This is a genomic window from Flavobacterium rarum (SeqCode), assembly GCF_965234445.1.
Classification (GTDB): domain Bacteria; phylum Bacteroidota; class Bacteroidia; order Flavobacteriales; family Flavobacteriaceae; genus Flavobacterium; species Flavobacterium rarum.
Map to the genome: position 1 here is coordinate 24691 of NZ_OZ248506.1, position 15216 is coordinate 39906.

Below are 15216 nucleotides of genomic sequence, written 5' to 3' on the forward strand. Positions count from 1 at the left end.
GCATTTTTGCCTACAATTTAACTCTCAAAATAATGATACGATTAGTACTTGGTTGTTTCCTTTTTTTTTCCGCTATCAAAGGCTTTTCTCAAGAGGAGCCGTTTTCTATAGATACCTTACATGTTAAGATTGACAGTCTATACCGGGAAGATCAATTCTATGCAGGAATTAATTACAACTCACTTATAACAAAACCTGAGGGTGTTTTTCAAAACAAAATATCATTTGGTTTTTCTGCAGGATTTCTTAGAGATATGCCATTAAACGAAAGTAGAACTTTAGCAATTGCTCCAGGAATAGGATTTTCTTTTAACAATTATATACAAAATATGGTGATTGCTGGAAGTGGCAAGAACCCAGTTTATGGGGTAATTCCATCTGATGTGAGTTATAGTAAAAATAGATTTGAGCAATGGCGAGTAGAAGTACCAATTGAACTTAGGTGGAGAACTTCTACTCCCGAAGAGTTTCAGTTTTTTAGGATTTATGGGGGATTCAAATTCAGTTATTTGTTATCGGATAAATCAGTATTTGACGATGGAATTCAAAAAAAAGTCATAAAAAATAATAAAGATTTTGAAGACTTATTGTACGGTGTTTATCTTACAATTGGTTACAGTTCGTTTAATTTACAAGTATATTATGGTTTGAATACACTGTTTAAATCTACAGCACAAATTGATTCGGTTCCTGTAAAAATGGATGTTCTAAGTATTGGTGTAGTCTTTTATATATTATAACCATAAAAATAAAAACGCTAGTTGAGGAAAACTACCTATTAATAAGCCAATAATGAGTTCTTTTTGAGTATGTGCTTGCATAACCAATCGAGAGGAAGCAACAAAGCCATTCATCAATAACATAAATGGCACAAGGTATATACTTCCCATTTGCAAGTGAATATTCAATCCAAATACAAATACGGTTAACGCAGAAATAGCAAGCATATGAAGGCTGGCTTTTGTTTTGAGATACAGTAATCCAAGTGCAAATAAAGTGCTGAATAAAGCTCCTAAAAAGAAAAAATGCAATTCGGGATAATATTCTAATGGAATACTTTTTCGAAGCAAGAGTATAATTAAAAAGCTTTGAAAGATTAATGGAATTTTACGTTGGTTAATATCGCCAATCATTATAGAATCAACTTTTCCTAAATACTTTAGCAGTAGATATAGTGCAATTGGTGTTAAAACGGTTATAGTAGTTATTTGCAATAAAAACAGGGAGATCTGTTCTATTTTATAATCTGAAATGTGAAATAAAAAATAGAAAAAACAGGCTTGTACCGGTATGAATAACGGATGAAAAATATAGGAGAATAAAGGCAGAATTTTTTTCAATTTTATAATGAGTTTAGTAGAGTGAAATACTAAAAATAAAAGCTATAGTTTTCTTCGCATTCTGGCAACAGGAATTTCTAGCTGTTCCCGATATTTAGCTATAGTTCTTCTAGCAATTGGGTATCCTTTCTCTTTTAAAATTTCAGACAATAGATCATCTGGGAGTGGATTGTTTTTGTCTTCTTCTTCAATAGTATTTTGTAGAATTCTTTTGATTTCAATAGTAGATACTTCTTCGCCTTGATCGTTTTTCATTGCTTCAGAGAAAAATTCTTTTACTAATTTTGTTCCAAAGGGAGTCTCTACATATTTACTGTTTGCTACTCTTGAAATAGTTGAGATATCAAGACCTACCATGTCTGCAATATCTTTCAAGATCATGGGTTTTAATTGCGTTTCATCACCATCCAACAAGTAGTCTTTTTGATAATGCATTATGGCATTCATAGTTACATATAAGGTGTCTTGTCTTTGTTTGATAGCATCAATGAACCATCGAGCCGAATCCAATTTTTGTTTTATAAATTGAACTGCATCTTTTTGAGAACTCGATTTGTCTTTTGACTCTTTATAGGTTTGCATCATTTCTTGGTAGTCTTTAGAGACATGCAAGGAAGGGGCGTTTCTGCCATTTAATGTTAGTTCTAGTTCACCATCAACGATACGAATGGCGAAATCGGGAACTACATTTTCTGTAACTTTATTGTTTCCTGTAAAAGAACCTCCTGGTTTTGGGTTTAATTTTTCTACTTCATGAACAGCATTTCTAAGTTGTTCGCTGGAAATATTAAATTTTTGAATCAACTTGTCGTAATGTTTTCTAACAAAAGCATCAAACTGTTGATCAATAATTGCAGTGGCTAGGTCAACTGATTCAGTTGGTGTTTTGTGCTTGAGTTGCAATAACAAACACTCTTGTAAATCACGCGCTCCAACGCCTGTAGGTTCGAGTTCATGAATGATTTGTAAGATGGATTGAACTTGTTTATCATTAGTATATATGCCTTGAGTAAAAGCCATATCGTCTACTAAATCGGGTATGCTTCTTCGGAGGTATCCGATATCGTCAATACTTCCCACCAAAAATTCTGCGATATCGCGTTCTTCATCATTCAAAATGAAAGTATTCAATTGATTGATTAAATCTTGATGAAAACTTATTGTGGCAGCAAAGGGTGTTTCTTTCTCCTCATCGTCATCACTATAATTGTTTGCTTGTGTTTTGTAGTCAGGAGTATCGTCGTTGTTTAAATATTCGTCTATGTTTATGTCTTCGGATTCTATTCTGTCTGCTTCAGAATCATCATAGTCATCATAATCTTCGTTGTCATAATCCTCTTTTTCGTAGTTTTCATCCTCTTCTTTACCGGATTCTAAAGCAGGATTCTCATTCATTTCTTCTAACAATCGTTGTTCAAATGCTTGAGTAGGCAACTGAATCAACTTCATCAACTGTATTTGTTGTGGAGATAATTTCTGTGATATTTTTAAATTTAAAAATTGCTTTAGCATATTTGATTGTTTAAAGGTTTAAGAGTTTAATTGTTTAAAGTTGTTGCGTTCCAAACAACTTTAAACAATTAAAACAAGATTAAACTTTTAGGTATAGGCGCTTTAATCGCACTTGTTAGTTATTGATTTTACTGGAATTACTTTGTAATTGACCATCTTTCTTATTAACACATCGAATATTGTTTCCATATTTGACCTTCTATTGTATCTAAAATGATATTCATTCAAATAATCCCGCATATGTTCTTTGCTACAATGATGATGTATTCCTCTAAGCCATCCTTTAATATTCATTATGTGAATATGTAACTCTTTAAAGTTTTTTCCGTCATCCGAATCTACTTGTTTCAGGTTTAAAAAGTCTTTTTTCAACGGACTATAACCTCTCCATTTATCAGTAATTATTGTGGAAACTTTTGAGACATATTTCTCTAAAAAAGTTCCTAATTCTGTTGCGGATGAATGCTCTATTACTTCAGCATAAGCGCGTCCATCACCGTCATCTAAAATTTCTACGGCTAGAACAACCAACTTTTTCAATCCTTTACTTCTCCCTTTTTTATTTTCTTCTGGACCTCCAACCATAAACTCATCGACATGAACAACCCCTGTTAATGGGTGGTTCAAGCTACTCTTCATTGCTTGTTGCACTTTTGACTTGAAAGACCAACAAGTCTTTTGGCGAAGTTCAAACTCTGAACTTAATTCTAAAGACGACATCCCTTTCTTCTTAGTGCTAATTTTAAAAGCAATATGGAATGCAATTAAAAGCGAAAATTTAATCTTCTCAAACATTGTTCCTGTAGTAGGACTTTCATCGTATCTACATTTTGTACAACGTCTGTTTTGAGGATTTTTTCCATTCCCAAACTTCTCGTTACTGCATCGTTTACATTTATATTCGTCTGCCCACTTTATTTCTGAAAGATAAATTAAACAATCATTATCATCTTTAAATCTATTATGGAATTTTATCGAATTCACTCCTCTAAAAATATTTCTATCTGCCATTAGGCTAAGATAATTGTTTGCGACCTAAACGCCTATACCTATAAACTTTTTTTAAAACTCTGCATTTTGGGGCGTTCTCGGAAAAGGAATTACGTCACGTATGTTTGTCATTCCAGTTACAAACAGCACCAGTCTTTCGAATCCAAGACCGAAACCAGAGTGTACTGCAGATCCGAATCGTCTAGTATCCAAGTACCACCACAATTCTTCTTCGTGAATTCCTAAGGCTTTCATTTTTTCGACCAAAACATCAAAACGCTCTTCTCTTTGTGAACCTCCCACAATTTCTCCAATTCCAGGGAAAAGGATATCCATTGCACGAACTGTTTTTCCGTCTTCGTTCAAACGCATATAGAAAGCTTTGATATTTGCAGGATAATCAAACAAGATTACTGGGCATTTAAAGTGTTTTTCCACCAAATAACGTTCGTGTTCCGATTGTAAATCAGCTCCCCATTCGTTAATGATGTAGCTGAATTTTTTCTTTTTGTTAGGAGTGGAATCTCTTAAAATATCAATCGCTTCGGTGTACGAAACACGTTTGAAATTGTTATCCATAACAAAACCTAGTTTTTCCAACAAAGGCATTTCGCTTCTTTCTGCTTGTGGTTTTGATTTTTCCTCTTCAGTCAAACGACCTTCCAGAAATTTCAAATCATCAGCACAGTGATCCACTGCATATTTCACTACATATTTAATAAAATCTTCGGCAAGATCCATATTGTCATTTAAATCATTGAAAGCTACTTCTGGTTCAATCATCCAAAACTCAGCCAAATGGCGAGAAGTATTGGAGTTTTCTGCTCTAAAGGTTGGTCCAAAAGTATAAATTTGTCCCAAAGCCATCGCAAAAGTTTCGCCTTCCAATTGTCCAGAAACGGTAAGATTCGTTTCTTTTCCAAAGAAATCTTCTTTGTAATTCACTTTTCCATCTTCTGTTCTTGGTGTATTGTCGAAAGGTAAAGCCGTAACTTTGAACATTTCTCCAGCTCCCTCAGCGTCCGATCCTGTGATGATTGGAGTATTTACATAAACAAACCCTTTTTCCTGAAAATAATTGTGAACCGCAAATGACAATACAGAACGCACTCTCATAATCGCTCCAAAAGCATTTGTACGCACACGCAAATGCGCATTTTCACGCAAGAATTCCAAAGAATGTTTCTTAGGCTGCATTGGGAATTTCTCTGCATCCGAATCACCAAGAATTTCCAGTTTGTTGACTTGGATTTCATATTTTTGACCAGCACCTTTACTTTCTATCAAACTTCCGGTTACCGAAATTGCGGCGCCAGTGGTAATTCTTTTCAAAGTTTCATCGGGAGTATTCTCAAAATCGACAACACATTGTATGTTATTAATGGTCGAGCCATCATTTAAAGCAATAAACTGATTGTTTCTAAAAGTTCTAACCCAACCTTTTGCATTAATTTCCTGTAACGTCGTTGTACTGTTTAGTAAGTCTTTAACTTTTGTATGTCTCATTTTAATATTTGATTTCTTATTTTAACAAATTTAACGTTTTTATTCCAATGCAAATATAATTTTTTTCTTTGTAAAAGTCATTTGTCAAGTGCTGGAATCAGGAGTTATTTTAGTTCGTAGAAGCTTCTATTTCTTGCTAAAAGTTGTGTCTTTTGTTTTTATATAAAAAAGAAAAAGAGGTTTGCTTTATAAGGGCTTCCTGTGGAGATTTGGTGATTTTGGGAAAGAATAGTTTTTGTTTCCAAAGAGTTATAATTCGTTTTTACTTTTCAATGCAACAAATGTACTTACCGCATATAAAGGATATATTGAAATGTCCTCCAAACTTGAAAAATTTTCGAGTGAAAACCGTATTCCTTTTTGAATGCTTTTTTCTTTCTAGAATAGGCGTAAACTTTGCATTGCTCCGCTTTTTGATGATTTGATTTCCACTGGAATAATGGTTTATACAGTTGTAATTCATTATGCAATATAAAAAACAGTAAATCAATTTGTTAGAATGTTTTTTTATATTTTTTACAGCCAAAAATACAGCGTAAATGATATTTTGTAGGGGCGAATATTGAGTAAAAATGATAAAAAAAGCACCCTAAAACTTAAAATTTTAGGGTGCTACCAATGAGTCTTTATTTTGTAGTGACAACAAATTATAATAGAAACAGCTCCTACTTTTTCTCTAATTCGTCAATTTCTTCATCGCTGAATTCAAGCATTTCTAGTTTAGGCTCAATGAATTCCTGTTCGTTTGCAATTGTTTTGTTCAAGGTTAAAACCAGTGCTGGCAACAACATCAAATTGGATAACATTCCAAATAATAAAGTCAACGAAATCAGGCCTCCTAGAGCGATAGTTCCTCCAAAACTAGAAAGCATAAATACTGAAAACCCGAAAAATAAAACGATAGAAGTATAAAACATACTTAGACCCGATTCGTTAAAAGTGGCATATACCGATTTTTTGATTTTCCAATTGTTCTTCTTCAATTCCTCACGATATTGAGCCAAGAATCGAACCGTATCATCGACTGAAAGACCAAAAGCAATACCAAATACCAATATGGTTGACGGTTTTAAAGGAATGTCCAAAAAGCCCATGATTCCTGCCGTAAGAAGTAATGGCAAGAGATTTGGGATGATCGAAACCAAAACCATTTTGAATGATCGAAACATAAATGCAATCAGCAATGCAGTTAGGAAAAACGCAAACACTAATGATGATAGTAAATTGTTTAGTAAGTATCCGGTTCCTTTTTGAAAAACCAATGCTTTTCCGGTAATGATAACTTTGTATTTATTTGGCGGAAAAAGAATGTCCGCTTTTCTGCGAATTTCTCCTTCAATTATAGGGATTCTGCTGCCACTTTCGTCTCGCATAAACGTGGTGATTCGAGCGACTTGCCCTGTAGAATCGACATAACTTTTCATTAAGTTGGCTTTGGAATCTTTGGCGGCATTTTTGGCAAAAGACAAGATAAATGCTTGTTCTTGTGAAGTTGGTAAATCGTAATAATCTGGATTTCCATTATAATAAGCTTGTTTGGAATATTTTACCAAATTGACAATCGAAATTGGTTTTGAAAGTTCTGGAATTTCTTCTATTGTTTTTTGAAGCTCATCCATTTTTTCTAAAGTAGACAATTTCATAACGCCTTTTTTGCGTTTGGTGTCGATCATAATTTCTAATGGCATAATTCCGTCGAATTCTTTTTCGAAAAAAATAATGTCCTTAAAAAAAGGTTCTTTTTTGGGCATATCCTCAATTAAACTCCCAGAAATACGCATTTGAAATATACCAATGATGCTAATGACCAAAAGACTTACCGCCACCACATAAATAGAGAAGCGGTTGTATTTTACGTTTCGTAATATCCAATCCATAAAACGCTTAATCGAAATTCTATCCAAATGTCCCAAATGCCTATCGGAAGGTGCGGGTGCGTAACTATGCAAAATAGGTATAGTTATGATGCATAAGATAAAAAGCATCAAAATGTTAATGGAGGTTACATTCCCGAATTCAATTAGTAACTTATTGTTTGAAGATATAAAGGTGAAAAAACCAATAGCTGTGGTTAGATTGGTCATCAAAGTCGCCATTCCTATCTTTGTGGTAACACGTTGCAAAGCTTTGGCTTTGTTACGGTGAATTTTGTATTCCTGATGGTACTTGTTGGTTAGGAAAATACAGTTTGGAATCCCAATGACAATCATCAAAGTTGGAACCATTGCAGTTAATACCGTGATTTCATAATCTAATAATCCCAATATTCCAAAAGACCACATTACACTTATGATTACAATAAGAAGTGAAATCATCGTGGCTCTAAAACTTCTAAAAAAGTAAAAGAATAAAAGAGAAGTAAGAAATAATGCAGCACCAATGAAAAGGCTTATTTCATTCAGTATTGTTTGTGCGTTTAGTGTTCGAATGTAAGGCATTCCAGAAACCCGAAGTTTAATATCGGTTTCTTTCTCAAAGGCTTTTATAGCAGGAATAAGTTTGTTGAGTACGTAAAACTTTCTTTCGGTAGTGTTTACAATTTTCTTGTCAAGGTAAACCGCTGAGCGAATACTTCCAGACCTTTTATTAAAAATTAGACCCTCGTAAAAAGGGAGTTTGTTAAAAAGTTCTTTTTTTATTTTTTGAAGGTATTCTTTGTCTACTGTTTTGTTTTGGTCAATAAATGGTACTAATTCAAATTTTTGTGCAGTTTCATTCTTTTGTAGTTTTTTCAAGTCATTCAATGAAATTACCAAATCGACATCTTTGTTTGATTTGATTGTGTTCATTAATTTAACCCATGAAGTATACACTTTTGGTGTAAAAATAGCATCGTTTTTTACACCAATGACAATCAGGTTTCCTTCTTCTCCAAATTTATCTAAGAACGAATTGTATTCTATGTTTACAATATTATCTGCGGGTAATAAATTGGCTTCTGTGTGAGTAAATTGAATGTTTTTCCATTGCATGGCAAGAAATATCGTAATTAGTGCAATTAACGATAACATTAGTATTCTATTTCTAAGAACAACTCTGGCAATTAACTCCCAAAAGCCTAGACTAAACCATTTTTTCATACGAAGTACTATTTGTTTTGTTTATCCCGATTGAAAGGGAAGGTATCGTCACTATTCCTTTTTTTTAATTGCATTTTGAGGAATGATGACAATTTTATTTTAAAATTTTTAACGCGTCAAAATTACATAAACTCAAACAGTTATTTTGTTTTTTTTTATTTGATTTGTGGTTTTTTTAGCGGTTAAAATAAATTTTATTTACTATTGATATTTGTTTTACAATTAATAGATTTGTTTTTCTCATCTTTGTTTTATTATATAAATTTACGCATTGCTATAGGTATGAAAAAGTACAGGAATACATTGTTTTATTTTGGCGTAACTGGTGGTTTTACTGCCTTAATGTATTGGATTATTAAAGAAGGAAAACACCTTGAAGACAAAGAGACCATTGTTCATCCTTTAGTGACCAATAATTCTTGGGAAGATTTTCTCAATGCAATGATTCATAATGTACAAGATCCTTTGGCTATATTATTGGCACAAATTATAATGATTATCCTTGTTGCTCGAATTTTTGGTTGGTTTTTCAAAAAAATTGGACAACCTTCCGTAATTGGAGAAATTATCGCTGGAATAGCACTTGGACCATCCTTATTAGGTATGTATTTTCCCGATTTCTTTCATGCATTATTTCCACCTGATTCATTAGAGAATTTAAAATTTTTGAGCCAGATAGGACTGATACTTTTTATGTTTGTTATTGGTATGGAACTCGATATCAAAGTACTTAAAAACAGAGCTAAAGAGGCTGTTGTCATCAGTCATGCCAGTATTGTAATTCCATTTGCACTTGGTATTGGATTGGCTTATTTTGTTTACGATCGTTTTGCTCCAGTAGGTGTTAAGTTTCTTTCCTTTAGTTTGTTTATGGGAATAGCCATGAGTATCACTGCTTTTCCTGTTTTGGCTCGAATTGTTCAAGAAAGAGGCATGCATAAAACCAAATTGGGCGCTATTGTTATTACATGCGCCGCTGCAGATGACATCACGGCTTGGTGTTTGTTGGCCGTAGTTATTGCAATTGTAAAAGCGGGAACTTTTGAAAGTTCAATGTTTATCATTTCTTTAGCCGTCTTATATGTTCTCATAATGATTTTTCTGGTAAAACCTTTCTTAAAAAGAATCGGTGATTTATATGGTTCCAAAGATAGTTTGAGTAAACCAGTGGTGGCTATCTTTTTTTTAATTCTAATCATTTCTTCTTATGCAACTGAATTAGTTGGAATTCACGCTTTGTTTGGTGCCTTTATGATGGGGACTATAATGCCCGATGTACCAAAATTTAGAACCGTTTTTATTGCCAAAGTCGAAGATGTTTCTGTGATTTTGTTACTGCCTTTGTTTTTTGTTTTCACCGGTTTGCGTACCGAAATTGGCTTGATAAATGATCCGTATTTGTGGAAAGTAACCGGTTTGATTATTTTGGTAGCAGTTGTAGGGAAATTTTTTGGAAGTGCTTTGGCGGCAAAATTTGTGGGTCAAAATTGGCGCAATAGTTTAATTATTGGTGCTCTTATGAATACTAGAGGATTGATGGAACTTATTGTATTAAATATTGGTTTAGGTCTTGGCGTACTAACTCCCGAAGTTTTTACTATGATGGTTATCATGGCTTTGGTTACTACGTTTATGACAGGACCAGCTTTAAATCTCATCAATTTTATATTCAAAACTAGCGATATAGTTGATCATGAAGATGAAGTAGATCAAAGTAAATATAGGATATTAATCTCCTTCGGGAATAATGAAAAAGGGAAATCTTTGTTGCGATTGGCCAATAGTATGGTAAAAAAGCAAAAAGAAAAAGCCAGTATTACCGCTTTGCATTTGTCGTTAAGTGAAGAAGTACACACTTTTAACATGGAGGATAAGGAGAAAACCAGTTTTAATCCAATAATGAAAGAAGCCACGGTTTTGAAACAAGAATTAACCACTATTTTTAAGGCTACCATTGATATCGAAAACGAAATAACAGAAATTGCAAACCAAGGAGATTATGATTTATTGTTAGTAGGTCTCGGAAAATCTATTTTTGAAGGAACTATTCTAGGAAAAGTAATTGGATTTACTACTCGAATTATCAATCCGGAAAGATTGTTGGATAAATTTACCGGAAAAGAAGGTTTGTTCGTGAATTCACCTTTTGATGAAAGAACCAGACAAATTGTTCTGAAAGCCAAAATGCCTTTGGGTGTTTTGATAGACAAAGATTTACAAGCAGTAAATCAAGTATTTGTTCCAATTTACAGCTCCGAAGATTCTTTTTTGATTGATTATTCCCAAAAAATAATTTTTAATAATAATGCTACGGTAGCTTTTGTAGACATGAATGGCCACATAGAATCGAATTTTGTAATTGCAAGTGCTATTGATTCCTTAAAACAAAAATTTCCAACTAACGTGATTTTGGATAATGAATCTATTCTTAAAACAGAATTCCTAGTGAAACAAGATTTAATGATGGTGAGTTTGGATAGTTGGAGAGACTTATTGGATTCTCGTTCTACTTGGTTGAGTGGCGTTCCTTCGGTCTTGATTATTAAACCTTGATTTGGATAGTTTTTTTATCTTAAAGCGTATGTAGTTAAGTTCTGTTTGGAGTAAATACAATCTTAAAGTGCTCTTTGATAATTATTTAAAATTTGATTTATAAAATGTATAACCCAAAAGAAAACAATAGCATCATATATGTGTTACTGGTCATTATTCTGATATTTATAGTACTGCTTTGTTATCTGATGTATCGATTGATCGAATCTGGAAAAGCCAAGAAAAGAGTTGAAGAGCAATTTGATATACTCGAAATGAAAGTCAATACCCTGCAATTGGAAACATTGGAATCCAAGCTAAATCCACATCTTTTCAAGAATATCCTTAATTCAATTCAATCACACGCCTACCAAACGTATTTTGCTTTGGATAAATTGGCGAATGTTTTGGACTACATTTTATACGAAAGTCCAAAAAAATTTGTTACACCAAAAGAAGAAATTCAGTTTGCTCTCAATTTGATCGAAATTAATAAAATTAAGGTGAGTCCACTTTTTGAATTAAAAGTAAAAACAAAAATTAATGATGGAGAAAAGTTGTACGAGCAAAATCTGCTGGCACCTCTGATATCAATTGATTTAATTGAAAATGCTTTTAAACATGCTGATTTGCAAAGTTCCGATGCCTTTATTTCGATATTGTTTGAATTCAAGGACAATTGTTTCAGTTTGACAGTTTCGAATAAAATTTCGGAGAAAAAAGCGTTAAAAAAAGAACGAAGCGGTATTGGTGCCACAACATTGGAACAACGATTAAAAATTATATACAAAAATCAGTTCAAATTGGATAAATTTGTCGAAAACGACATTTATATTGCGCATTTAAAAATCAATCTTCTTGAATACAAAAATCAAATGTTTACTGCTTGACGATGAATTGCCAGGATTGACTTATCTGAAAATGCTTTGTGAGCAAATACCAGAATTAGAAATTGTAAAGGCATTCAATGATCCGCAAAAATTACTAGACGAAGTTCCCAAACTCGATTTTGATTTGTGTATAATGGATATCGAAATGCCAGGAATCGACGGTTTAACTCTTGCCAATTTGCTGCAAGATAAAATGATTGTTTTTACCACTGCCTACAAGAATTACGCCGCCGAAGCATTTGATATTGATGCGTTGGATTACATCACAAAACCTGTTACCAAAGAACGTTTGGAAAAAGCTGCCGCCAAAGCTTTGGAACGATTTCAAAAACTGGAGACTTCCAAAAAATTCATTCATTTGAATGCCGATAAAGGAAAAGCGTTGCTGTATTTTGACCAAATTCAATATATTAAGACCGCATTAATCGATAGTAGGGACAAGGAAGTGCATTTGCTTGATGGTAGTCTTTTGACTCTTAAAAACATCAATTTTGATTCGTTATTAAATCAGCTTCCCAAGGCTGATTTTTGCAGAGTGAATAAAAAAGAAATTATTGCAATACAAGCAGTGCAGTTTTTTAATCATAATGAAATCACACTATCTCTTCAGGAGAAAAATGGAAAACCTATTGTGTTGGTTTTGAGCGAAACCTACCGTTCTGATTTTTTAACGAAAGTGAGAATATAACCTATTTTACAGTTGTTTAAGATATCCTTAAAACTAATAAAGTAAAAAGTATTGTCGAGAAAGTATCTCATGATTTATACACAAATTTGAACATTGATTAAAACGATTATTAATTAGCTAGTCTATATAGTCTTCATTTTTGATTATACTATAGTAAACGGTTTTAACCGTTGGAGACAATTTAGAGGGAACGAAATGTCTAAATAGCGCTTGCAATATGTTACCCACGATTGAAACCGCGGGCTATAGTAAAAATGCTGAAAACCGAAAACTGTGACCTTATTACAAAGTTTTGCACTCTTGTTACATTGACTTGAAATTAGATTCCAATTCGTTTTATACTTTACAAATGGGTTCTCATATTTGCATTGTATTAAAATTAATTTAAAAGAGTGTCGTATGAAGAATGTTAAAAATTCTTTTTTCTATTTAATCATTATAGGTGGATTCTCGTTTTTGATCTATTGGATTATTCTAAAAGGGAAAATGCTTGAAATTGGTCAAAATATAGTTTCTAAGCAAACCGGTAAAGGACATTGGGAGGATTTTATAGCTTCGATGGGTCACAATTTGCAAAATCCTTTGGCTATTTTATTGGTACAAATCATAACGATAATTTTGGTTGCGCGTTTTTTTGGATGGATTTGTCGTAAAATCGGACAACCATCCGTAATTGGTGAAATTATTGCAGGAATTGTTCTAGGCCCTTCTTTGATCGGAATGTATTTTCCAGAATATTCTGCGCTGTTGTTTCCAAAAGATTCGTTGGGGAACTTACAGTTTTTAAGTCAAATTGGTTTGATCTTTTTCATGTTTGTTATTGGAATGGAACTCGATTTGAAAGCATTGAAAAACAAAGCACACGATGCCGTTGTGATTAGTCATGCCAGTATTATAATTCCGTTTGCGCTCGGTATTGGATTGGCTTATTTTATGTATCATTCTTTTGCGCCATCTGGTGTTGAATTTGCTTCTTTTGGATTGTTTTTAGGGATTGCTATGAGTATTACTGCGTTTCCTGTTTTGGCAAGGATTGTGCAGGAACGCGGGATTCATAAAACCAAATTAGGATCCATTGTGATTACTTGCGCAGCAGCGGATGATGTTACAGCTTGGTGTATTTTGGCAGCTGTAATTGCTATTGTAAAAGCAGGTTCGTTTACGAGTTCGCTTTATGTTATGGCACTGGCCGTGTTTTATGTGATAGTGATGTTGAAAGTGGTTCGCCCTTTTCTAAAAAAAGTAGGCGATTTGAATAGTACAAGAGAAAGTCTCAACAAACCTGTCGTGGCTATTTTCTTTTTAACTTTATTGTTGTCTTCTTATGTAACGGAGCTTATTGGGATTCATGCTCTTTTCGGGGCTTTTATGGCTGGAGCAATTATGCCAGAAAACAATAAGTTTAGAAATATTTTTATCGAAAAGGTAGAAGATGTTTCGGTAATTGTTTTGTTACCGTTATTCTTTGTTTTCACAGGTTTAAGAACCCAGATTGGGTTGATTGATGATCCGTATTTATGGAAAATTACGGGTCTAATTATTTTGGTTGCTGTAGTTGGTAAATTTTTTGGAAGTGCCTTAGCGGCAAAAGTAGTGGGGCATAATTGGAAAGACAGTCTTTCTATTGGAGCTTTAATGAATACAAGAGGTTTGATGGAATTGGTCGTTCTTAATATTGGTTATGATTTAGGTGTTTTGTCTACCCAAATTTTCACTATGATGGTAATAATGGCTTTGGTTACTACTTTTATGACCGGTCCTGCTTTGGATTTAATAAACTATGTTTTTAGAGACAAACCTACTATTATACCCGAAGAAATTAGTAATAGAAGCAAATACAAAATCCTGATTTCGTTTGCCACTCCAGACAAAGGAAAAACGTTGCTAAAAGTAGCCAACAGTTTGGTTAAGAAACAAAGCGGAAACACGATTGTAACGGCTATGCACCTAACATTAAGTTCCGAATTGCATTCTTTTGATGTTAAGGATTATGAAAGGGAAACATTTCTTCCTGTTCTTTCTGAATCAGAGCATCTAAATCAAAAAATAGTGACTCTTTTTAAAGTTTCAAATGATATTGATTCCGAAATAACCGAAACGGCAAATCATGGTCAATATGATTTTTTATTGGTAGGGTTGGGACAATCTATTTTTGAAGGAACATTATTAGGGAAAGTACTTGGTTTTACAACCCGAATTATTAACCCGGATCGTTTAATTGATAAGATTACCGGTAAAGAAGGCTTATTCGAAAATTCACCTTTTGATGAAAGAACCCGACAGATTATAGCCAATAGCAAAATGCCAGTTGGAATTCTTGTGGATAAAGAGTTGGAAGAAATTAACACCGTTTTTATGCCGATTTTCAGTAAAGAAGATGGTTTTCTGATTGAATTTGCTCAAAAATTAATACACAATAATGGTTCTCAAATAACCGTTTTGGACGCTGCAGGGCAAGTAAGAAATAGTAGGGAAATACAAGAAAAAGTTCGTTCGATCGAGCAAATAGCGCCCAATCACATCATGTTGATGCAGGAAAGAACTATTAAAAAAGAATTTTTAGCACAACAAAATTTAATGATTATTAGTCTAGATAGTTGGAAAAAATTGATAGATTCTCACAGTACTTGGCTCAACAATACGCCTTCGGTTTTGATTATAAAGCCTTAAGTGTTACT

Annotated in this window: 10 protein-coding genes; 5 read left to right on the forward strand and 5 right to left on the reverse strand. The window is 33.3% G+C overall.

Annotated features, from left to right (window positions below; all coding sequences use genetic code 11):
- Positions 1–32: 32 nt before the first annotated feature.
- Positions 33–740, forward strand: a complete 708-nt coding sequence (locus AC8GF4_RS16980; protein ID WP_506596379.1) for a porin family protein — start codon at positions 33–35, stop codon at positions 738–740.
- Here AC8GF4_RS16980 and AC8GF4_RS16985 read toward each other — a convergent pair.
- From AC8GF4_RS16985 to AC8GF4_RS17005, 5 genes are all read right to left on the reverse strand, one after another.
- Positions 735–1340, reverse strand: coding sequence for a hypothetical protein (locus AC8GF4_RS16985; RefSeq protein ID WP_506596381.1), 606 nt, complete (start codon positions 1338–1340; stop codon positions 735–737). The two genes, AC8GF4_RS16980 and AC8GF4_RS16985, sit on opposite strands and share 6 nt — an antisense overlap.
- Positions 1341–1382: 42 nt before the next feature.
- Positions 1383–2852, reverse strand: a complete 1470-nt coding sequence (rpoN, locus tag AC8GF4_RS16990; protein WP_506596383.1) for an RNA polymerase factor sigma-54 — start codon at positions 2850–2852, stop codon at positions 1383–1385.
- A 102-nt stretch (positions 2853–2954) separates the two neighbouring features.
- Complete coding sequence (locus AC8GF4_RS16995; protein WP_506596385.1) at positions 2955–3863, reverse strand: IS1595 family transposase; 909 nt, start codon at positions 3861–3863, stop codon at positions 2955–2957.
- 51 nt (positions 3864–3914) lie between these two features.
- Positions 3915–5348, reverse strand: coding sequence for an asparagine--tRNA ligase (gene asnS, locus AC8GF4_RS17000; protein WP_506596387.1), 1434 nt, complete (start codon positions 5346–5348; stop codon positions 3915–3917).
- A gap of 665 nt (positions 5349–6013) precedes the next feature.
- Positions 6014–8428: an efflux RND transporter permease subunit gene (locus AC8GF4_RS17005; protein WP_506596389.1), complete on the reverse strand. Its 2415-nt coding sequence runs from the start codon at positions 8426–8428 to the stop codon at positions 6014–6016.
- Between the two features lie 282 nt (positions 8429–8710).
- Here AC8GF4_RS17005 and AC8GF4_RS17010 point away from each other — a divergent pair, with 282 nt between their 5' ends.
- From AC8GF4_RS17010 to AC8GF4_RS17025, 4 genes are all read left to right on the forward strand, one after another.
- Positions 8711–10981, forward strand: a complete 2271-nt coding sequence (locus tag AC8GF4_RS17010; RefSeq protein WP_506596391.1) for a cation:proton antiporter domain-containing protein — start codon at positions 8711–8713, stop codon at positions 10979–10981.
- A gap of 104 nt (positions 10982–11085) precedes the next feature.
- On the forward strand, positions 11086–11850 hold the full coding sequence (locus tag AC8GF4_RS17015; RefSeq protein WP_506596392.1) for a sensor histidine kinase: 765 nt from the start codon (positions 11086–11088) through the stop codon (positions 11848–11850).
- Positions 11819–12538, forward strand: coding sequence for a LytR/AlgR family response regulator transcription factor (locus AC8GF4_RS17020; protein WP_506596394.1), 720 nt, complete (start codon positions 11819–11821; stop codon positions 12536–12538). The genes AC8GF4_RS17015 and AC8GF4_RS17020 overlap by 32 nt, the downstream gene beginning before the upstream one ends.
- Positions 12539–12937: 399 nt before the next feature.
- Positions 12938–15208 carry a cation:proton antiporter gene (locus AC8GF4_RS17025; protein WP_506596396.1) on the forward strand — a complete coding sequence of 757 codons (2271 nt, stop codon included), beginning with the start codon at positions 12938–12940 and terminating at the stop codon, positions 15206–15208.
- The last annotated feature ends 8 nt before the right edge of the window (positions 15209–15216 follow it).

Bases quoted from the DNA above. Each gene is read 5' to 3' on its own strand.
- AC8GF4_RS16980 (WP_506596379.1), top strand. From the start codon at position 33: ATGATACGATTAGTACTTGGTTGTTTCCTTTTTTTTTCCGCTATCAAA.
- rpoN (WP_506596383.1), bottom strand. From the start codon at position 2,852: ATGCTAAAGCAATTTTTAAATTTAAAAATATCACAGAAATTATCTCCA.
- AC8GF4_RS16995 (WP_506596385.1), bottom strand. From the start codon at position 3,863: ATGGCAGATAGAAATATTTTTAGAGGAGTGAATTCGATAAAATTCCAT.
- asnS (WP_506596387.1), bottom strand. From the start codon at position 5,348: ATGAGACATACAAAAGTTAAAGACTTACTAAACAGTACAACGACGTTA.
- AC8GF4_RS17005 (WP_506596389.1), bottom strand. From the start codon at position 8,428: ATGAAAAAATGGTTTAGTCTAGGCTTTTGGGAGTTAATTGCCAGAGTT.
- AC8GF4_RS17010 (WP_506596391.1), top strand. From the start codon at position 8,711: ATGAAAAAGTACAGGAATACATTGTTTTATTTTGGCGTAACTGGTGGT.
- AC8GF4_RS17015 (WP_506596392.1), top strand. From the start codon at position 11,086: ATGTATAACCCAAAAGAAAACAATAGCATCATATATGTGTTACTGGTC.
- AC8GF4_RS17025 (WP_506596396.1), top strand. From the start codon at position 12,938: ATGAAGAATGTTAAAAATTCTTTTTTCTATTTAATCATTATAGGTGGA.